This window comes from Candidatus Dormiibacterota bacterium, from assembly GCA_035532035.1.
Classification (GTDB): Bacteria; Vulcanimicrobiota; Vulcanimicrobiia; order Vulcanimicrobiales; family Vulcanimicrobiaceae; genus Tyrphobacter.
On the sequence record DATKRS010000004.1, the window covers coordinates 345,418 to 364,123 of the forward strand.

Genomic DNA, 18,706 nt, shown 5'->3' on the forward strand with positions numbered 1-18,706 from the left:
TGGCTACGATCGGCACGGTGGACAAGGTGCGGACCGGATGCGACTCGGCCTGCGCGTGGCGAGCACGGCCGCCCGGCGGGCCTGTTCGCGCTCCGTGCCCAGGAGCGGGGGAACCGGTGGGCCGGGCCGTGGCCCGTCCCGGGTGAGCGCCGGTCCGGGCTCGGAGTCCCCGGGCAACTGGGGAGTCTTCGGCTCCTATCTTCGGACTCAGCGGAAGCTGGCCCAGCTCAGCCTCCGCCAACTGGCCGAGCTCACCCGGGTGTCGAACCCCTACCTGAGCCAGATCGAGCGCGGGCTCCACCAACCCTCGGTGGCGGTGATCAAGTCACTGGCCAGGGCGCTCAACCTCTCCGTCGAGGACCTGCTCGCTCAGGCCGCCGGCGTCGACGACGAGGTCTCTGCGCCCTCCACCGAGGTGGCCATCCGACTCGACCCGCGGCTGACGGTCGGCCAGAAGGGCGCCCTGCTGGCCGTGTACCACTCGATGCTCGACGAGGCCGGAGCGGGCTCTCGGGGCGGGCCGGTTCCCTCGACCGGTTCGGGAGGGACGGGAGCAGACGGGTCCCGGACCGCGGACACCGATCCCGATCCCGATCCCGACACCGACCGCGACCCCGACCCCGGCGAGGGGTCCGGCGGGCGAGCGGGTACCGGGTAGTCGAGGACCGGGTAGTCGGGTACCGGGTAGTCGGGTACCGGGGCCGGGCCGGGTTGTGTCCCGGTCGACGGGGTCGCCGACCCGGCGGCGCCGCCGGCTGTGGCGGGGGGGCTCCACGGCATGAGGCGCCGACGTTGCTACCGTGAGCACCCATGGACAGCGGCCATCTCTCCGGTGGCGGCTCCCGTGGCGGTCCCGGCGACGGATCTGGCACTCCCGACGTCCGTGGCAGCTCGCGGGGCCCACGGAGGGGACGTCACGGGTCGGTGCCCAACGAGGCGGCGCTCCGGGCCCTGGGCTCCTCGGGGGAGGCCGATCCGGGGCCGGTGGCCAACGAGGACGGTCTGCGATCGCTCGGGCTGGAGGTCGAGAGGGCGGGCCGCACGCAGCCCCGGCGGGGCGGGCGTCCCCACCCGCACCGGCGCCGACGTCGGCGGGTCAAATGGGCGCTCGGGATCGTGGGGGCGGTCGTGCTGCTGGTGGTGGTGGCCGTGCTGGGCGACGCCTGGTACCTCAACCACCGGATCCACCGGATTTCGGTCGCCGGTCTCGCGGATCAGCCGAAGAGGGGAGCGGACGTCGGCACGGTGAACATCCTGATGGTCGGCTCGACCTCACGGTGCGCCCTGAAGGTCCAGAGCCTCGCCTACGGGCTCTGCTCGCAGGGAGTCACCGGCGTCAACAGTGACGTCATCATGATCCTGCACCTCAACCCGGTGACCCACGCGGTGTCGATCCTGTCCATCCCCCGCGACCTCTTCGTGCCCAATGCCCGCGCCGAAGGTGCGAACAAGATCGACGCCGCATTGGCAGAAGGACCGACACAGCTGGTCCGTGCCGTCGAGCAGGACTTCGGCATTCCCATTCAGCACTACGTCGAGCTCAACTTCGACTCCTTCGCCGGCGTGGTCGACGCGCTCGGCGGCATCTCGATGTACTTCCCCGAGCCCGTGTACGACGCGTACTCGGGGTTGAACATCCGGACGACGGGCTGTGTCCACCTGAACGGGACCCAGGCGCTGCAGGTGGTGCGGGCCCGCCACCTGCAGTACAAGGGACCGACGGTCACCACCAACTACGCGCCGGACTGGCCGATGGAGGCGCAGAGCGATCTCGCCCGGATCCGCCGTGACCACGAGTTCCTCCGGGTCCTGGCCTCGGCCGTCCAGAAGAGGGGACTGGGGAACCCGGTCGCCGACCAGCAGCTCGTCTCGAGCGTGGTCGGTCAGCTCCAGGCCGACTCCTCCTTCTCGGCCAGCGAGATGCTCTCGTTGGTCCTCGCCTTCCATTCCGTGAACGTCGGGCAGGCGCCCCAGGTCACCCTGCCCGTGGCGGTCGACCAGTTCGGGAACTACTACTACAAGGGTGGCGACTACGGCGACATCGAGTTCCCCTCCCAGCCCCTGGACGCCCAGGTGGTCGACCAGTTCCTCGGCCTGAAGTCGTCCGACGACACGTTCAACGGCGGCCCCCTGCCCCCCCCGTCCTCGGTACCGGTGTCGGTGCTCAACGGCACGGGAGCGACGAACCAGGCCACCGACACCGCGCAGGCCCTCACCGCGCTCGGGTTCCACGTGGGCACGATCGGCGACACCCCCTCCGTCGCGACGCAGTCCGAGACCGTCGTCTACTACTCGGCTCGGACCCCCAAGCTCGAGGCGGCGGCCCAGACCGTCGCGCACGCCCTCTCGGGGGCGGTGATCATGGCGGTGAACCCGGCGATGGTCAGCACCGGTGCTCAGGTCACGGTGGTGACGGGGACCGACTTCGCGGTCAACAGCCCGGCTCCTCCGGCGACCACCCCAGCGGGGGGCGCCGGCTCCAAGTCCACGACGACCGTCCCGCCGACCACGCCGACCACGACCTCCACCACCGCCGGCAACGGGGCGTTCAGCCCTCCGAGCCCCGCCGTGGAGTCCCTGAGGCCCTGGGACCCCCGCTCCTGCACGCCCTCGGGGGGCGAAGGTCCCTGAGGGAACCCTCGACCTGAACCTCAACCTGAGGGTGCTCGCGGGTGCGGGCCCGGGCCCGGGCCAGAGCCCGAGGGGACAGGAGCCCCGCTGCCGGACCGGAGGGTCACACCCCGACGGGAAGCCCTCCCGGCTCGCCCTGGGCGTTGCCCGCTTCGATCGCCGGCCAGCCACCGCTCGGGTTCCCCTCGGGAGGACGGGAGCGCCCGATCTCCACTTCGGCGTCTGCCGCCAGGCCGAGGGGGACCAGGGCCACGCCGACCAGGCCGATGAGCAGCAAGAGGTCGGCGGGCACGCCGGTGTGCCATAGGGCGTTGGCGATGCCCTCGACGGAGCTGGTCCCGATGAAGGTCCAGGCGATCGTGATGACGATGACCGTGCGGCGGAGCCAGCCGGTGGCCACGACGGACAGCACGATCAGGCCCCACGTGAGGTACCACGCCCAGAGGATCGGGCTGAGGATCGACACGACCAGCAGCATCAGCCCGAGGGACCGGAGCGGGCCGAGGCGGGGCGATCGGACGAGCAGCCATCCGCAGATACCGGCAGCGCAGACGATCCCGATGGCGTCGAGCACCGTCCGGGCCGACGCGAAGGAGAGGGGGATGCCGACCAGACCGGCGGTGCCCGCGATCGAGTGGGCCACCGCCGAGAGCGGGGTGACCCCGGTGGAGATCTGGTTCGCGGTCCCCAGATTGCGGGTCCAGCCCCAACCCACCCCGGTGAGGGCCGACACGACGGCCAGCGTCGCCGCGCCGATGCCCAGCGCACCGAGGGCGCGGATCGCCCGCCGGACGGCCGACGCACCTGCCGGGCCCCAATTCCACCCGATCATGACGATCGCCAGGGCGGCGGGGGCCTTCACGCCCGCGGCGAGGGCGCAGACCACGATCCCCGGGACGGGCCCGACCCTTTTGGCCACGGCGAGCCCGGCCACCATGAGACCGACCATCAGCGCGTCGTTGTGGCCCCCCCCGACGAGAACGGTCAGGGCGAGCGGGCTTCCGGCGCCGAGCAGCACCACCTCGGCCGGATCACGGCCCCACCCCCTGGCCAGCGTCGGCAGCCCGCCGACCACCAGCGCCAGCCCGCCGAGCTCGAGCAGCCGGAGGAGCACCAGGTCGGCAAGTTCGTGGTGGCCGACCACATCGGCGATCGCACCGTCAGCCGCCAGGAAGACCGGACCGTAGGGGGAGGGCGAGTTGCTCCACAGGGGCCCGGGGAGCGAGCTGAACGGGGTGGAGCCGAGCACCCCGGTGCCGTACTGGTAGGGATCGATGTGGTGGCTCACCATCTCGCCCTGCCCGGCGTAGCTGTAGAGGTCGCGGCTGAACAGCGGGGGAGCGATGACGAGGGGGATGATCCACAGGGCGAGCACGCCGACCACCCGCCGGACCGGCACTCCGGGCCGCCGGCGGAGCACCCTGAGCAGCCCGAGCCAGGTCCGGGTGAGCAGGATCAGCCCCCCGAAGACCAGCAGGAGCGCCACTGCGGGGGGAGTGTGCCCCTGGGCGGCGAAAGAGCCCAGAGGGCCTCCGGCGGAGCCGAAGAACCAAGCGCCGGGAAGCACCGAGACGAAGGTCCTCCCGCCGACGACCGCGCCGCCCACCACGACCATCGTCGCCACCATGCCGAGGAACGCCGGGCGCCGGAGGGAGATGCCCGTCGGGCCACCCGACGTCCCCGCCGCCGGCGATCCGAATTCCTCGGGTCGCGTCGAAGCGGGTCGACCCGACGCCCGGACCGCCCGATCCCGGCCGCCGGATCCGGTACCCGGATCGGGGCGCCAGAGGCCAGATGCGGAGAAACCGCTGGTCATCCCCTCACGATATCTGCACCGCTCCGATCGGCACCGTCACCCCGTCCCGTCCCGGCCCGCCCCGGGAGCGGTCCGGGAGCCGCCGCGCACGGTGATCTCCGTTCACGCCATGACGGGCGTGCGGTGGACCGCCACCGGCGGGGCCGGGGTCCGATGGCCGTTGCCCCAGAGGCGGTGTCGTCCGTCGAATGTCCAGGTCGACTGGGACGTTCGGCCCTGCCGGCGCCTCGGCTGCGACCGTAGGCTTCGCGTGGTCTCGCAGCACGGCAACAGCCGGAGGAGGTGACAGTGGCGTCGTTGGCAGAGCTACTGCGCCGCTTTCGGTCCCAGGGCGTGCCCGGTGCGCCCGCCTCGGCCGGCGTCCCGGTGGACCGTGCCGCGGCGCTGGCGGCCGAGTTGCTGCCCGTCCTCGGCGCGCTGCGGGACACCGGGTCCCGTGCCGCGCAGCTCGAGGACTCGGCGGCGCTGCGGGCGTCGGAGCGCCGGACGGCGAGCGACGAGGAGGCACGGCGCCTGCTGGCGGACGCCCGGCGCCGCGCCCCGGCCGAACGGGTCGAGGCGGCCACGGAGCGCCTCCGTCGGGCGGCTGACGAGCAACGGGCGTTGCTGGCGGGTGCTCAGTTGGAGGCCGACCGGATCGCCGCCGTGGCGGCACGCCGCTCCGGGGCCCTCGTCGAGGACGTCGTGCGGCGCGCCCTGGCCGTCGGCGGCCCCACCGCGGGACCACCGACGGGTCCACCGGCGACCCGGGGGCGACGATGAGCATGGGATGGGTGGCCGCAGGTACCCGGGGACGCGGCCTGCTGCGCCGACGGCTGGGGAGCGACGGCGCCCGCCGGCTGGCGTCGAGCGGCTCCCTCTCCGAGACGGTGGGCGTGCTGGCGCACACCCCGTACGGCCACGACGTACGGCCCGGCATGGACCTGCCCACGGCCCAGCACGCGGTGTCGGCCACGCTCTTGTGGCATCTCCGGGTCCTGGCCGGCTGGGGACCACCGTTGAGTGCCACCTATCTCCGGGTCCTGGCCGGCGGCTTCGAGATCGCGAACGTCACCATGCACCTCGCAGGCCTGGCCGGGTCGGCGTCGGGGCGCCCGCCCGGGTTCCCCGACGGTCCGCCCTACGTGCTCGGCGCGCTCGCCACCGCGTGGCCCCAGGTGTCCCCGGCACGCACCCCGGCCGACGTCCGGCATGCGCTCGCCGCCTCCGCGTGGGGTGACCCGGAGGCCACCGACCCGGCCTCGGTCCGCCTGGCCCTGCAGATCGCCTGGGCCCGGCGGGTCGCAGAAGCGGTCCCGGACGCAGCCGAGTCGGCGACGTCGTATGCGGCACTGGTCTTCGCCCGGGTCCTCGCCGCCGGAGCCCTCCCCGCGTTGGGTCCGTCGGCGGTGCGCGGCGTCCGACTTCTCCTCGGTACCCGGTGCGCGGCGGCGACGTCCGTGGGGGAGCTGTCCCGGTGCCTTCCCCGTCGCACCGCGCGCGTCCTTCGCGACGTGGGGAGTGTGGACGACCTGTGGCGTGCCGAGGCTCGATGGCGGACCCTGCTCGAGGTCGACGGCAGCGCGGCGGCGGGTTCGGCACACCCCGGGGTCGGGTCCGTCGTCGGGGTGGTCAAGCTGCTTGCCGTCGACGCGTGGCGAGTTCGGGGTGCGCTGGAGTTCGCCGCCCGCGGCGGTCGGCAGGTGGCGGAGGTCGCCGATGTCGTGGCGTGACGCGTTGGAGCCGACACGCATGGACCGCATCGCGGTGGTGGCCCCCGCCGACCGGCTGCGGGACGCGCTGGTCACGGTCGCCGACCTGGGCCTCACCGAGCCGGAGCGGCTCCTCGACCCGGTGCCCGCTCCAGCCGCGTCGACGCTGGAACAGGTCCGTCGGACCGCATCGCCCGGCCAGGTCCCAGGGCCGGTGGCGGTGCTCCACCGGCGACCGCCCGACCTGGCCGACCTGGCGCGGCGAGGACGCCTCGACGAGCTCGCAGGCGAGGCCGAGCTGGAGCAGGTGGCCGCCGCCGCCGTGCTCGACGGACGTGTTGCCGGGATCGCCGCCTGGAGCCCGACGAGAGCGGTCGAGGTACTGGCCGACCGCTTGCGCCCCGTGGGCGCAGCCGTGGTTCGACTCCCCCCTCCGGCCGGTGTCGACCCACCGACGCTCCTCGCCGGCGTCGGAGCCGCCGGTGCCTTCCAGCCGCTCGTCGACACCTATGTCACCGTCCCGTACGCGGACGTGAATCCCTCGGTGTTCGCCGGGGTCGCCTACGTCGCCATGTTCGGGATGATGTTCGGCGACGTCGGCCACGGGTTGCTGCTCACCGCCGCCGGCCTGCTCGTCTGGGCGGGGCGCCCCGTCTCCCTCGCCCGGTTCCGGTGGGTGGCCCCCTTCGTCATCGGCGCCGGGCTGGCGAGCGCCGCGTTCGGGCTCCTCTTCGGCGAAGCGTTCGGCCCCACCGGGCTGGTCCCGACCCTGTGGCTGGCCCCGCTGGACCGGCCTGCGAGCCTGCTCGCCGCCGCGGTGGCCATCGGCGCCGTCCTCCTCGCCGTGGCCTACGGCCTCGGAACAGCCAACCGCTGGCGGGAAGGGGGGGCGGCCAGGGCGCTGCTCGCCCTGGCCGGGCTGGCCGGCTCGGCCCTGTACGTCGGCCTCGCCCTGGCCGGCTTGGGCTGGTACCTGCACCTGGTCGGGCTGACCGTGGCAGGCGGGGTGCTCGCCGGCGCCGGGCTGCTGTTCGGCTTTGCCGGCTTGTACGGCGAATCGGGCCACGGAGTGGCCGGGGTGGCCCAGGCCGGGGTGGAGTTGTTCGACACGGTGGTTCGGCTGGGCACGAACACCGTGTCCTTCGCCCGGCTCGCCGCCTTCGGGCTCACGCACGCCGCCCTCGGCCAGGTCGTGTGGGACGGGACCACCGCGTTGTGGCACCGAGGCCCCCTCCTCTGGCTCCCCGCCGCCGTCGTGCTGGTGGCCGGGAACGCACTGGCGTTCACGCTGGAAGCGCTCGTGGCCGGCGTGCAGGCGCTGCGCCTCGAGTACTACGAGCTGTTCTCCCGTATCTTCACCAGCCAGGGCCGGGCATTCCGGCCGTGGCACGTCCCGACCCTCGTCCCCAAGGAGAGACCATGATCGCCTGGTTGATCGGCCTGCCCGTGCTCGCCACCGTGTTCGCACTGGTCGCAGTCCAGCTCCGCTACCGGCCGCGCCGCGGACTCCGCATCGTGAAGGCACTGAACGTGGCGTTCCTGCTCGGCGCCGGGGTGCTCGTGCTCCTCGCGATGTCGGCGGCTCCGAGCGGTGCCGCGGGCACTTCCTCGGGAACCGTGTCCTACGGTGGCCAAGCCCTCATCGGTGCCGCCATCGCCGTCGCCGGGTCCTCCATCGGTGCGGCCGTGGCCGTGGCCTATACCGGGTCCGCCGCCCTGGCGGCGATGAGCGAGCGCCCCGAGATGTTCGGCCGGGCCATGGTGGTCGTCGGCCTCGCCGAGGGCATCGCCATTTACGGCCTGGTCGTCGCCATCATCCTGATCGGGAAGGCATAGCGGCATGGGCCAGGTGGTCGCCCTGGGCGAGGCGGTGCGGGTCGCCGGGTTCGCTCTGGCGGGCGCGGGCGTCGTCGTCGCCGACGGCCCGGCCGCCGTGCGTGACGCGTGGCGGGCGCTTCCTGGTGACGTGGTCGTGGTCGTGCTCACCCCGGCGGCCGCCGCGTCCCTGGGCGGAGCGGTCGAGGACCGTGGCGAAGTCCTGACCGTGGTCATGCCGGGATGACCCCCACGCTGCGACTCCTTCGGTCGTTCCGGCCGGCGAAGTCCCGGCCGGCGAAGTCCCGGCCGTCGTCGTCGTCGGACGCGCCGGAGCCGCTGGCGGCGGTGCGGGACGCGCTGATCGAGGACGCCCGGCGCCGGGCCCGGGCGCTGATCGAGGACGCGGACGACGAGGCCCGCGACACCCTCGGGAGAGCGCAGGCCGAGGCGCACCGGATCCTGGCCGAGGCGAGCGCGGACGGGGAGGCCGCCGCCGAGCGCGTCGCGGCCCGGGACCTCACCCGGGCCCGGGCCGACGCGCAGGCACTGGTACTGGCGGCCCGCCGCCGTGCCTACGAGGACGTCCGCAGGCGGTCGGTCGACGGGCTGGTCCGCCGACGGTCCACGCCGGAGCTGGCGGGGCTCGCCGACCGTCTCGGTGAGTTGGCCGGTGCCCGGGTGGGTCGAGGTGGGGGAGCCGGCCGGAGGGCTCCCGGCGAGATCGCCGTCGCCGAACTGGGCGGCGAGCGGGCCGTGGTGCGCGCCGACGCACTCGTCGACCACGTGCTGGCCGACGCGGCGGACGAGGTCCGGAGCTTGTGGGCATGACCGACGGGCGCGTCGCGCGGGTGAACGGCCCGCTGGTCGAGGTCGAAGGCTTGGACCGCGTGGCCATGGCGGACGTGGTCCTCGTCGGCACCGGGCGCGTCCCGGCGGAGGTGGTGTCCGTCCGGGCCGGCCTCGTCACGGCACAGGCTTACGAGTACACGGGTGGCGTGCGGGTCGGCGACCCGGTCGTCGGGCTCGGCCGTCCGCTGTCGGCCCGGCTCGGACCGGGGTTGCTGGGCGGCGTCTTCGACGGGCTGCTCCGGCCTCTCACCGGCCGGTCGGCCTGGTTGACACCGGGCTCGCTCGATGTCGCCGCCGAAGACGTCCGGTGGCACTTCGTCCCCTCGTTGCGGGCCGGCGACGCCGCCACGCCCGGCACGGTGGCCGGGGTGGTGCCCACGGCAGGCGGTACGGAGCATCGCGTGCTGGTCCCCGTTGGTGTCTGGGGGACGGCGGAGTGGGTCGCCGCCGAAGGCGAGGTGGGCGAGGAGGAACCCGTGGCGGTGGTCGCCGGGAGGGAGATCTCCGTCACCGAATTGTGCTCGGTGCGCGTCGCCCGACCCTCGGCGGCCAGGCTGGACACGGCTGCCCCCCTGCTCACCGGCCAGCGGGTCGTGGACCTGTTGTTCCCTGTGGCAAAGGGCGGCACCGTCGCCGTCCCCGGCGGGTTCGGCACCGGCAAGACCGTGCTGCTGCAGCAGCTGTTGAAATGGTGCGATGCAGACGTCATCGTGTTCGTGGGGTGCGGGGAGCGGGGCAACGAGCTGGCCGACGCCCTCGCCGACCTCGAGCAGATCAGCGACCCGTCCACCGGTCGGAGCCTGCTCGAGCGCACGGTGACCATCGGCAACACCTCAAATATGCCGGTCATGGCTCGGGAGGCGAGCATCTACACCGGTCTCACGGTTGCCGAGCTCTACCGGGACATGGGGTACGACACCGTCCTGCTCGCCGACTCGACGTCGCGCTGGGCCGAGGCCCTGCGGGAATTCTCCTCGCGCAGCGGGGAGCTCCCGGCGGAGGAGGGCTATCCGGCCGGGCTGGCCTCTGCGCTCGCCGCCTTTTACGAGCGCGCCGGGAGGTTCCGCACCCTCGGCGGGGAGCATGGAACGGTGACGGTGATCGGCGCGGTGTCGCCCCCCGGCGGGGACATGACCGAGCCGGTCACCGCCCATACCGAGCGCTTCGTCCGGTGCCTGTGGTCCCTCGACCGCGACCTCGCCTACGCCCGGCACTACCCGGCGATCACCTGGGCCCGGTCGTTCTCGCGCGACGTCGAACCGGTCGGTGCATGGCACGCCTCGGCGGGCCGGCCCGGCTGGGTCCGTGATCGGGCGCGGGCCGTGGCCCTCCTCGCCGAGGCCGACCGTCTGTCGTCGGTGGTGGAGCTGGTCGGGTTGGGGGCTCTCCCGGCGCGTGAGCGCATGGTGCTCCTCGCCGGCCGGCTGCTCCGGGAGGCGGTGCTCCAGCAGAGCGCGCTCAGCGATCGCGACGCCTATTGCGCCCCGGCCAAGCAGGCGGCGTTGCTCGAGATGGTCCTCGCCGTCCACGATCGGTGCCTGGCCCAGGTGGACGGAGGCCTCCCGGCCTCGGTGGTCGAGGAGCTGGACCTCTCGGGCGTCACCCGCGTACGCGACGAGGTGGGCCCCGCCGACGCGCAGGGGGTGTCCCGCCGGCGCGACGAGATCCTCGAGATGCTGGACGGGCTGGGAGGACCGGCATGAGCGAGCCGCTGCCGATCCCCGTCGAGCACCGGGGGGCCCGGGACGTCGAAGGTCCACTGCTGGTGGTCGACGCCGTCGGGAACGTGGGCTGGGACGAGTTCGTCACCGTGCGTCTGCCCTCGGGCGAGGTCCGGCGCGGCCTCGTCCTCGAGGTGGATCGAGCCCTCGCGGTGGTGCAGGTCCTCGAGGGGACGTCGGGTATCGACCCCGACGAGGTGATCGTGGCCTTCGTGGGCCAGCCCTTCGGGATCCCGGTGGGCGACGGCTGGCTGGGCCGGGTCTGGAACGGCATGGGTGACCCTCTCGACGGCGGCCCGCCCATGCTCGGGCCGCAGACCCGCCCGGTGGCAGGCGCTCCGTTGAACCCGACGGTGCGGGACGTGCCACGGGATCCGATCCTGACCGGGATCTCCGCCATCGACGCGCTGACCACCCTGGTGCGGGGGCAGAAGCTCCCGGTCTTCTCCTCGGCCGGGCTCCCTCACTTCGAGCTGGCCGCCCAGATCGCCGCCCAGGCCCACGCCGGTGGCCAGCCGTTCAAGGTGGTGGTGGCGGCCATGGGCGTCACCCACGCCGACGCCGCCGCCATCCGGGATGTGCTCGAGACCCGCAGCGAGGCGGGAGACCTGGCGCTTTTCCTCGACACCGCGGACGATCCCGTGGTGCAGCGCATCCTCACGCCGCGGGTGGCGCTCACCGTGGCCGAGCACCTCGCCTTCGACCTCGGCCAGCACGTGCTCGTCGTCCTGGCCGACATGACGAGCTACTGCGAGGCGGTGCGCGAGGTGTCGGCCGCCCGCGGCGAGATCCCCGGTCGGCGCGCCTACCCCGGCTACCTCTACAGCGATCTCGCCTCCATTTACGAGCGGTGCGGTCGACGGCGCGACCGCCCGGGCTCGGTCACGCTCGTCCCGGTCCTGACCATGCCGGCGGGCGACATCACCCATCCGGTCCCCGATCTCACCGGCTACATCACCGAGGGTCAGGTGGTCCTGTCCCCGGTTGTCCACGGCGAGGGTGTCTACCCTCCGGTGGACGTCCTGGGGTCACTGTCCCGGCTGATGCGCAAGGGAACCGGCGAAGGACGGACCCGGGCCGACCATCCGGCCATCGCCGCCCAGATCATCGCCGCGCTGGCCCGGGCCCGCCAGGCTCGGGACCTCGCCGACCTCATCGGTGCAGCGGCACTGACCGAGACCGACCGCCGGTACCTGGCCTTCGCCGACGAGTGCAGCAGCGTGCTCCTGAACCAGCGGCCTGACGAGCTCCGCACCCTGGAGGACACCCTGGAGCGGGCGTGGCGGGCGGCGTCGGTGCTCCCGCGCCGCGAGCTGACCATGGTGTCGGCCGCCGAGGTCGAGGCCCACTACACCGGTGGCGAGCTCGGGACCGACGAACCCAAGGGTCCGGGGGCGCCGCGGCGAGAGCCCGGCGAGGAGGAGCCCGGCGGTGCCTGACCGCATCCCTCCGGGTCGGGCGGGTCGGCTGTGGCTGGTCGATCGCCTGGCCGCCGCCCGGCGGGGCGTCGAATTGCTCGATCGCAAACGGCAGCTGTTGCGGCGCGAGGAGAGCAGGCTGGCGCTGCTCCGCGACGAGACGGCCCGTCGCTGGGCGGCGACCTGTGGCGAGGCCGAGCGCTGGGACATGCGCAGCGGCGAGCTGGGTGGCGCGGCCGACCTGGCCGTCGCCGCCAGGACCGTGACCGCTCGGGCGCAGGTGGAGGTGACGTGGCGGAACACCATGGGCGTCCGCCATCCCGACGAGCCCCGGACCACGTTGCCCACCCTGGCCCCGGCGGAGCTGGCGGCGGGGAACGCGGCGCTGCGTCCCGCCGCCGCCGCGTACCGGCGGGCGCTCGAAGCCGCCGTCACCCACGCGGTGACCGACGCGGCCCACGGGCGGGTCGCCGCCGAGCTCCGTGCCACGCAACGGCGGCTGCGGGGGATCGAGCGGCATCGGGTCCCGACGCTCGAGGAGGCGCTGCGCCGACTCCAGCTCCGCCTTGACGAGCTCGAGCGGGAGGAGCGCGTCGTCACCCGCTGGGCGCAACGTCGGCAGCCGGCGCGCGGCCGTCGGAAGGGAGGCCGGCGATGATCGACCGGGTACTGGTGGCGGTCGACGACTCCCGGGAGAGCCTCGGGGCAGCACGGGTGGCGGCGCGCCTGGCGGCCGGCTGGAACGCCAGTGTGCGGGTCCTGACCGTCGTGGAGGACAGCCTGATCGGGGAGGCGGTGGCGAGCGTTGCCGGACCCGGGGTGGAGGAACGCATGCGCAGGGACGCCGAACGGGTGCTGGCCCAGGTCGGCCGGGACATGGCGGCGGCAGGCGTCCCGGCGGCTTCGGTGGAGACCATGGTGCGCAGCGGGGTTCCGTTCCGCCGCATTCTCGAGGAAGCCCGGTCCTGGCCGGCCGACCTGGTGGTCATGGCCGTATCGGATCGGCGGGGGGTGCAGTCCGCTTACGTGGGGAGCGAGACCGAGCACGTGCTGGAGTTCGCGCAGTGTCCGGTCCTGGTTGTCCCGCCGCCGGTGGCCGGTAGCTGACCGGGGGTGCGAGGGTGGTTGCCGTGACCTACGCTCGGATCATGGCGAGCGTGCGGGCGTTGCAGAGTGTCGAGCTCAGCGATTTCTGGGCCGAGTTCGAAGCGGTGATGGGCGGTACCGACGGCCTCATGACGTACCGGTACCTCGGCACCCACGCCCACGCGCTGGACCGCCACCACGCCACCGGGAGCCTGCGCCTCCGGTCGGACCTCCGAGGTGAGCATGGCCTGATGGCGGCGCCGCTGACCATCCTGGTGGCCGACGTGATCGGCATCCTCGACGACGCCATAGCCGTTCCGGCGCCGACGCAGATCGCCCTCGAGATCGTCGACGACGGCGCCGGGGTCGACGAGGTCTACTGCGTGGGGGAGATGTTCCACGAGGGCCGGTCCCAGCTGTTCAGCCGGGCCCGCCTGGTCGACGCGTCCGACCACGACCGGGTCCTGGCGGTCTGCCGGGACGCCGGCGCGGTGATGGCGCCCGCCCCCGAGGGCTACCACTACGTCGACCCGGGACCGGGCGTGCCCGACTCCCCGTCGCTGCCGCCGCTCTGGCAGGCCTTCGGAGCGGTCCGACGGCCCGACGGCGGGTTGGAGATCCCCGAGCTGACGGGCAGGATCGGCTCCACCTCGGGCTCCCTCCACCACGGCCCGACACAGATCGTCCTGGAGACTGCGGCGACGGAGGCCGCCGTCGGCGCGGCAGGGACCGACGCGCTCCGGCTCCGCCACTGGCACGTCACGTTCTCGGCGCGCGGCACCATCGGGCCCTTCGTGACGACCACCGAGGTGGTCGGCGCGAGGGGTGACGCCGTGGTCGTCGAGGCCGAGCTGCGCGACGAGGGCGTCGGAAGGCTCATCGCGGCAGCGTCCGCGGTGTTCGAGCGGATCTGACGGGCTACGCGCGCCATACTGACCGGATGCCTCTCACCGGAACCTATGAGCCCAGCACCCAGAAGTGGGTTCGCGACCAGGTCGATCTCTTCGAGAGCTCGGGGGGAACCGACGGCACCACCATGCGGGGGATGCCGGTCATCGTCCTCACCACGGTCGGGGCCAAGTCCGGCAAGATCCGCAAGACCCCCCTCATGCGGGTCGTGCACGAGGGCCGCTATGCGGTGGTTGCCTCGCTCGGCGGTGCTCCCAAGCACCCCGTCTGGTACTTCAACCTCGTCGCCGACCCCCGCGTCGAGCTTCAGGACGGCCCGGTCAAGCAGGACATGGTTGCCCGAGAGGTCACCGGAGACGAGAAGGCCGTCTGGTGGGAGCGTGCGGTGGCGGCATACCCCGACTACGCGGACTACCAGCAGAAGACCGAGCGGGTGATCCCGGTCTTCGTCCTCGAGCCGGTGGCGTCGGACGGTGGCCATTCCGGGTAGTCCGGCCGGACCCAGCTCCGGCGATACGCCGCCGGGACGGCCCGCACGACCGGAGGGCTCAGGCCTCACCAGGGGAGCGGGCCTCCCCGGCGAGCCTCGACAAACGGTCGGCATGCTCATCGGGCGAAGGCATGCCATCCGAGCCACGCCCATCCCAGCAGCAGCAGGGCTCGCCCCGTCCCGCTCGTGCCGAGGCGTCGGAGGACAGCCCCGACGCCGGGGAACCGGCCCCTCGAGACGGCCGCCACGAGCTGGCAGGCCACGAGGCCGCCGCCCACCAGCCACCACCCGAGGAGCGTGGCGTCCCGAGCGGTCACGGTCGTGCCACGAACCATCCGAGCACAAGCCACAAGGCGAACGCCACGGCCTTGCCCGGTCGGGACGAGTCGAGCATGTCGAGCAGGGAGCTGAAGGTGGGGAAGTGGGATCGTGGCTGACCGCTGTAGCAGTACAGCTCCCATCCGACTGCGGCGACCAGCGCGGCCACCGGCCCCGACCAGCGCCAGCCGCGTGCGTCGACCGCACCGCCGGCTCCGCCCGAACCGCCGTCCCGCCGGACCGTCCCGCCGGCGGCCGCCGGGCCCCGCAGGGCCAGCGTCAGGGCGAGGGCCGACACTCCGGCGAGGACGACCCCGGTCGCCAGGTCGGCGGCCAACGTGAACGGCCGGGTGAAGGACGCCAAGACCGCAAGGACCACACCAGCGAGAACCGCCGCGATGATCGACGCGTTCGACCGGAGCTGTCGAAGTCGCCGCAAGCACGCCGTCCCGTGGTAGCTGACGGGTCGCCGGGTGGCCACCCTCCTCCATTGAAACCGAGATCGGTTCCGGCGGCTGGTCGCATGGGACGCAGGAGGGGAGCATCGACGACGCCCCGAAGACACCCCCGATCCGAGGCCTTCCTTACAACTTTACATAATGTACATTATCGGCGGTTTAGCCCCAGGGCGAGATGGCCTGACCGACGGGGAAATTGGCGGCCTCGCCCCCGCCAGGCACTCCCGGGACGCCCCCTTCCACTTCTTTCGGGGGTCCTTGCCAGCCGCCGACCACGGACCCCCCGAGTCGTGTCACTTGCCGACGAGGTCTGAACCTGCCTTTCCGGACCGGCCGGCGCGCCGACGAACGCCACGCGTGTAGTTCTCGGGCGAACCGCTGTCAGAGGTGGGTCCGACGAGCCTGCTTCGCCAGCGCCTTCCACGACCGGTGCCAGTTGTGGCGGAGCTCCACCTGGCGCTGCTGCTCGCGAACCACGAGCTGACCGGCGGCGAAGGCTTGCGAGGGGGTCCCCGCCGTGGCGGCGTCGCGCAGCCAGGCTTCGGCGGCGAGGGCATCGTGAAGATCACCGAGCACGGTCTGGAGCTCGCTCGCCCGTTCGCCCAGGCGCCGGGCGGGGGTGCCCATGACCGGGACGGCGGCCTCGGCCGCATAGCGGAGCTGCTTGGATCGGATGCGTATCCGGTGCAGTTGCTCATCGGTCGGGTGCGCCCCCGCCGTACGGACGGCCTGTCGGAGCTGGCGCCACGGGCGCCTCAGGAGATCGTGCAGGACCAGGGCAGCCGGGGCGGAGGGTTCGATTCCCGGCCGGTGCGGACCGTCCCGTCCTTCTTCCTCGCGATCTCCGTCTTCCTCGTCCTGCTCGCCCAATGGTCCGGCCCGGTCGGGTGCGGGGGCCCGGACCGGAGGGTTGGCCACTGCCGCGGCGAGGTCGTCGAGGAGATCGAAGTAGCGCTCGGTCTCGATCGCCCCGAGGAGGTCGGACCGTGCTCGCTGTCGTTGCCGGTGGAGCTCGGCGTGCAGGGCGGCGAAGGCCGGGGCGTCGTTCGGAGCCGACCCGGCCGCCTGCAGGGTGAGGTTCTCGTCGAGCACGTCGGCGTCGCGTACCGCCCCGAGGACGGCCCCGAGCCACTTCAGGTCGTCGCGGATCCGGATGGTCCACGTCGGGTCGAGGAGCTTGGCGAAGGTCCTGAGATCCGACCGGAGGCGCCGGGTGGCCACCCGCGCCTGGTGGACGTACTCGATGTCGCTCCCCCCGACCCGGAGTCCGGGATCGTGGTCGAGCAACCGGTCCACCCCGGTGGCGATCTCGAACCGGAGGAGGTCCTCCACCGACGAGTCCGGGCCCACCTCGTCGACGTCGAAGGTGCGCCGCCGGCCCAGACTCATCGCCCGGTCGAGCTTCGGGAGCTTGTCCCCCAGGGTTGCCCCCGCCTCGCACAAGAGCGTCACCAGGGACCTGGCGATGTCGTCCCCCGTCTCCCCCAGCTCGATCTCGATCTCGCGGAAGCGCAGTCCCTGGCGTACCCCGCTCATGACCGAGACGACGTCGTCGTCCACCTCCGCCAGGCGCTCACCGTCTCCGTCGACCACTTCGGCCCGACGTCGGGTGGTCAGGAGCTTGGCCACGATCACGATGTCCGAGTGGCGCACCAGGCCGTGCACGAGGAACCGGGCCTCTTCGGGGATCTCGGGGAGCTCGCCCGACCACGAGTGCTCGTTCCGGGCCAGGTGCGCATGCGGGGTGCCCGCCGGCAACTTGAGCGTCCAGAGGTTCTCGCTGCCGGCCAGCCGGTCCTCGCGGCGCCGGAGGGTGATACCTCGCCGCAGTAGCTGCAGATCGGGCGTGTCGTAGTAGGTGGCCGCCAGGCGGAGGACGGGTCGCGGCACCACTTTCAGTCCGGTTGCCGCCGCGGTGAGGTCCGGCATCTGGAAGCGGAGATCCACGCCGAGCTTGATCTCCCGCTCGAGCGATTCCATCGCCATAGTGACCGCCGCCTTTGCTCGATCTGGAGGTCCGGTGAGTCCTGCCTGTCCGGCCTCTGCCCCACCCTACGCAACGAAAGTTGCTTTTCGGACCCCGGTCTCGTCGGCGCACCCCGCGAGCGCCCCCTCCGGAGTGGCAGGCTCAGGGCGTGAGCCGTGCGGCGCGGGCGCTCCCGTGTGCGCCGGACGGGTCGCCGTAGGTCCGCACGAGCCCGTTATCGGGAGGAGAGCGAGGTGGGCAATGGCCGACGGGACGGTCGACCTTGGGGCCGACGGGGCGGATGGGATCGTCGACATCATCGTGGAGATCCCCGCCGGAGGCCGGAACAAGTACGAGTACGACCATGATCTTCATGTCATCCGACTGGACCGTCGGCTGTTCACCGCGACCGCGTACCCGACCGACTACGGGTTCGTCCCCGAGACCCTGGCACTCGACGGCGATCCGCTCGATGCCATGGTGCTGCTGGCCGATCCCACGTTCCCGGGTTGCATGGTGCGGATGAGGACCCTCGGGGTCTTCTGGATGCGCGACGAGAAGGGACCCGACGCCAAACTGCTCGGCGTGCTCGAGCACGACCCGAACTGGGACCACGTCGTCGACCTCGGGGGTCTGCCCGGCCACCTCTTGTCGGAGATCGAGCACTTCTTCACCATCTACAAGGATCTCGAGCCGGGCAAGACCAGCTACATCGGGGGCTTCGACGGCAAGGCGGAGGCGCTGCAGGAGCTGCACGAGTGCAAGGAGCGGTATCACCGCGAACTGCCGGACGCCTCCGGCGGGCACCCGGACGTGCCGGCCTGAGGTCCGAGGCCGGGGACGGTCCCATGCGGTCCGCTCTCCCGGCGCGCCGGATCGGGGGCGGCTCCCCCGGCGGGCGGCCGGCCACCGGGGGCGGCGATCGGGTCAGCCCGCTCGGGAGGCGACGCGACGCAGCGGCGGGAGCGTGGGCGGTGGTTGCCGGCGGGGCGGAAGCTCGGCCAGCAGGTCGACGGTTGCCTCCGCGATCCGGCGGACGGCCCGCTCGAGTGGTTCGGCGTTGCCCCGGGTCGCCGCCTGCACGCCGCTGATCTTGCGTACGAACTGGCGGGCGGCCGCCTCGATCTCCTCGGCGGTCGCCTCGGGCTGGAGGCCCCGGAGGGTCGTGATGTTCCGGCACATGCGCGTCACACTACGCGGGGCCGGTACCGCCGGGGCGCGTGCGACCCCGTCCCGGTGCCGCCGGGCGCCTGCGACAATGACCCGGTGCGGGTGGCCATGGTCTGTCTGGGGAACATCTGCCGGTCGCCGATGGCGGCGGTCGTGGCCGGGGCGATGGTGGAGCAGGCGGGGCTCTCGGGCCTGGTGGTGGTCGAGTCGTTCGGGACGGCGAACTACCACGCGGGCGAACTGGCCGATCCGGGCGCGCTGGGCGCGCTGCGCCGTCGGGGCTGGCCCGCGGGCGGGCACCGGGCCCGCCAACTCCTGCCCGAGCACGTGGTGGCCGCGGACCTCGTGCTGTGCGCCGACCGCTC

General features: G+C 73.1%; 20 protein-coding genes. 16 read left to right on the forward strand and 4 right to left on the reverse strand.

Annotation, left to right across the window (positions count from 1 at the left end):
- Positions 1–142: 142 nt before the first annotated feature.
- Both VMV82_02325 and VMV82_02330 read left to right on the forward strand, forming a co-directional pair.
- On the forward strand, positions 143–658 hold the full coding sequence (locus VMV82_02325; protein ID HUY40386.1) for a helix-turn-helix transcriptional regulator: 516 nt from the start codon (positions 143–145) through the stop codon (positions 656–658).
- 266 nt (positions 659–924) lie between these two features.
- Complete coding sequence (locus VMV82_02330) at positions 925–2,631, forward strand: LCP family protein (protein ID HUY40387.1); 1,707 nt, start codon at positions 925–927, stop codon at positions 2,629–2,631.
- A gap of 103 nt (positions 2,632–2,734) precedes the next feature.
- Here the strand turns inward: VMV82_02330 and mptB are convergent, their stop codons facing one another.
- Positions 2,735–4,447, reverse strand: a complete 1,713-nt coding sequence (gene mptB / locus VMV82_02335) for a polyprenol phosphomannose-dependent alpha 1,6 mannosyltransferase MptB (protein ID HUY40388.1) — start codon at positions 4,445–4,447, stop codon at positions 2,735–2,737.
- A 288-nt stretch (positions 4,448–4,735) separates the two neighbouring features.
- Between mptB and VMV82_02340 the strand changes: the two genes are divergently transcribed.
- From VMV82_02340 to VMV82_02395, 12 genes are read left to right on the forward strand one after another with little or no spacing between them, the layout of a single operon-like run.
- Complete coding sequence (locus VMV82_02340; GenBank protein HUY40389.1) at positions 4,736–5,209, forward strand: hypothetical protein; 474 nt, start codon at positions 4,736–4,738, stop codon at positions 5,207–5,209.
- A gap of 11 nt (positions 5,210–5,220) precedes the next feature.
- On the forward strand, positions 5,221–6,159 hold the full coding sequence (locus VMV82_02345) for a hypothetical protein (protein HUY40390.1): 939 nt from the start codon (positions 5,221–5,223) through the stop codon (positions 6,157–6,159).
- 19 nt (positions 6,160–6,178) lie between these two features.
- Positions 6,179–7,561, forward strand: a complete 1,383-nt coding sequence (locus VMV82_02350) for a V-type ATPase 116kDa subunit family protein (protein HUY40391.1) — start codon at positions 6,179–6,181, stop codon at positions 7,559–7,561.
- On the forward strand, positions 7,558–7,974 hold the full coding sequence (locus VMV82_02355) for an ATP synthase subunit C (GenBank protein HUY40392.1): 417 nt from the start codon (positions 7,558–7,560) through the stop codon (positions 7,972–7,974). The genes VMV82_02350 and VMV82_02355 overlap by 4 nt, the downstream gene beginning before the upstream one ends.
- A 4-nt stretch (positions 7,975–7,978) precedes the next feature.
- On the forward strand, positions 7,979–8,200 hold the full coding sequence (locus VMV82_02360) for a hypothetical protein (GenBank protein ID HUY40393.1): 222 nt from the start codon (positions 7,979–7,981) through the stop codon (positions 8,198–8,200).
- The gene (locus VMV82_02365) at positions 8,197–8,784 is read left to right on the forward strand and encodes a hypothetical protein (GenBank protein HUY40394.1); all 588 of its coding nucleotides are present in this window, start codon (positions 8,197–8,199) and stop codon (positions 8,782–8,784) included. Before VMV82_02360 ends, VMV82_02365 begins: the two co-directional genes overlap by 4 nt.
- Positions 8,781–10,508: a V-type ATP synthase subunit A gene (locus VMV82_02370; GenBank protein HUY40395.1), complete on the forward strand. Its 1,728-nt coding sequence runs from the start codon at positions 8,781–8,783 to the stop codon at positions 10,506–10,508. Before VMV82_02365 ends, VMV82_02370 begins: the two co-directional genes overlap by 4 nt.
- Positions 10,505–11,965: a V-type ATP synthase subunit B gene (locus VMV82_02375; protein ID HUY40396.1), complete on the forward strand. Its 1,461-nt coding sequence runs from the start codon at positions 10,505–10,507 to the stop codon at positions 11,963–11,965. The genes VMV82_02370 and VMV82_02375 overlap by 4 nt, the downstream gene beginning before the upstream one ends.
- Positions 11,958–12,602, forward strand: a complete 645-nt coding sequence (locus tag VMV82_02380; protein HUY40397.1) for a V-type ATP synthase subunit D — start codon at positions 11,958–11,960, stop codon at positions 12,600–12,602. The genes VMV82_02375 and VMV82_02380 overlap by 8 nt, the downstream gene beginning before the upstream one ends.
- Positions 12,599–13,051 carry a universal stress protein gene (locus VMV82_02385; GenBank protein ID HUY40398.1) on the forward strand — a complete coding sequence of 151 codons (453 nt, stop codon included), beginning with the start codon at positions 12,599–12,601 and terminating at the stop codon, positions 13,049–13,051. The genes VMV82_02380 and VMV82_02385 overlap by 4 nt, the downstream gene beginning before the upstream one ends.
- A gap of 23 nt (positions 13,052–13,074) precedes the next feature.
- A complete protein-coding gene (locus VMV82_02390) occupies positions 13,075–13,944 on the forward strand; it encodes a hypothetical protein (GenBank protein HUY40399.1) in 870 nt (289 codons plus the stop codon).
- A 26-nt stretch (positions 13,945–13,970) separates the two neighbouring features.
- Positions 13,971–14,429 carry a nitroreductase family deazaflavin-dependent oxidoreductase gene (locus VMV82_02395; GenBank protein HUY40400.1) on the forward strand — a complete coding sequence of 153 codons (459 nt, stop codon included), beginning with the start codon at positions 13,971–13,973 and terminating at the stop codon, positions 14,427–14,429.
- Between the two features lie 313 nt (positions 14,430–14,742).
- On the opposite strand, the gene VMV82_02400 is transcribed toward VMV82_02395, so the two are convergent.
- Positions 14,743–15,126: a hypothetical protein gene (locus VMV82_02400; protein ID HUY40401.1), complete on the reverse strand. Its 384-nt coding sequence runs from the start codon at positions 15,124–15,126 to the stop codon at positions 14,743–14,745.
- Between the two features lie 460 nt (positions 15,127–15,586).
- Positions 15,587–17,191 (reverse strand): CYTH and CHAD domain-containing protein, encoded by a 1,605-nt coding sequence (locus VMV82_02405; protein ID HUY40402.1) that lies wholly within the window; start codon positions 17,189–17,191, stop codon positions 15,587–15,589.
- A gap of 241 nt (positions 17,192–17,432) precedes the next feature.
- On the opposite strand from VMV82_02405, the gene VMV82_02410 reads away from it, so the two are divergent.
- Positions 17,433–17,996 (forward strand): inorganic diphosphatase, encoded by a 564-nt coding sequence (locus VMV82_02410; GenBank protein HUY40403.1) that lies wholly within the window; start codon positions 17,433–17,435, stop codon positions 17,994–17,996.
- Positions 17,997–18,098: 102 nt separating this feature from the next.
- On the opposite strand, the gene VMV82_02415 is transcribed toward VMV82_02410, so the two are convergent.
- Positions 18,099–18,353, reverse strand: coding sequence for a DUF2277 family protein (locus VMV82_02415; GenBank protein ID HUY40404.1), 255 nt, complete (start codon positions 18,351–18,353; stop codon positions 18,099–18,101).
- A gap of 54 nt (positions 18,354–18,407) precedes the next feature.
- On the opposite strand from VMV82_02415, the gene VMV82_02420 reads away from it, so the two are divergent.
- Positions 18,408–18,706: low molecular weight phosphotyrosine protein phosphatase (locus VMV82_02420; protein ID HUY40405.1), on the forward strand; the 299-nt coding region annotated here is incomplete at its 3' end.

Bases quoted from the DNA above. Each gene is read 5' to 3' on its own strand.
- mptB (HUY40388.1), bottom strand. From the start codon at position 4,447: ATGACCAGCGGTTTCTCCGCATCTGGCCTCTGGCGCCCCGATCCGGGT.
- VMV82_02350 (HUY40391.1), top strand. From the start codon at position 6,179: ATGGACCGCATCGCGGTGGTGGCCCCCGCCGACCGGCTGCGGGACGCG.
- VMV82_02355 (HUY40392.1), top strand. From the start codon at position 7,558: ATGATCGCCTGGTTGATCGGCCTGCCCGTGCTCGCCACCGTGTTCGCA.
- VMV82_02360 (HUY40393.1), top strand. From the start codon at position 7,979: ATGGGCCAGGTGGTCGCCCTGGGCGAGGCGGTGCGGGTCGCCGGGTTC.
- VMV82_02365 (HUY40394.1), top strand. From the start codon at position 8,197: ATGACCCCCACGCTGCGACTCCTTCGGTCGTTCCGGCCGGCGAAGTCC.
- VMV82_02370 (HUY40395.1), top strand. From the start codon at position 8,781: ATGACCGACGGGCGCGTCGCGCGGGTGAACGGCCCGCTGGTCGAGGTC.
- VMV82_02375 (HUY40396.1), top strand. From the start codon at position 10,505: ATGAGCGAGCCGCTGCCGATCCCCGTCGAGCACCGGGGGGCCCGGGAC.
- VMV82_02385 (HUY40398.1), top strand. From the start codon at position 12,599: ATGATCGACCGGGTACTGGTGGCGGTCGACGACTCCCGGGAGAGCCTC.
- VMV82_02395 (HUY40400.1), top strand. From the start codon at position 13,971: ATGCCTCTCACCGGAACCTATGAGCCCAGCACCCAGAAGTGGGTTCGC.
- VMV82_02405 (HUY40402.1), bottom strand. From the start codon at position 17,191: ATGGCGATGGAATCGCTCGAGCGGGAGATCAAGCTCGGCGTGGATCTC.
- VMV82_02410 (HUY40403.1), top strand. From the start codon at position 17,433: ATGGCCGACGGGACGGTCGACCTTGGGGCCGACGGGGCGGATGGGATC.
- VMV82_02415 (HUY40404.1), bottom strand. From the start codon at position 18,353: ATGTGCCGGAACATCACGACCCTCCGGGGCCTCCAGCCCGAGGCGACC.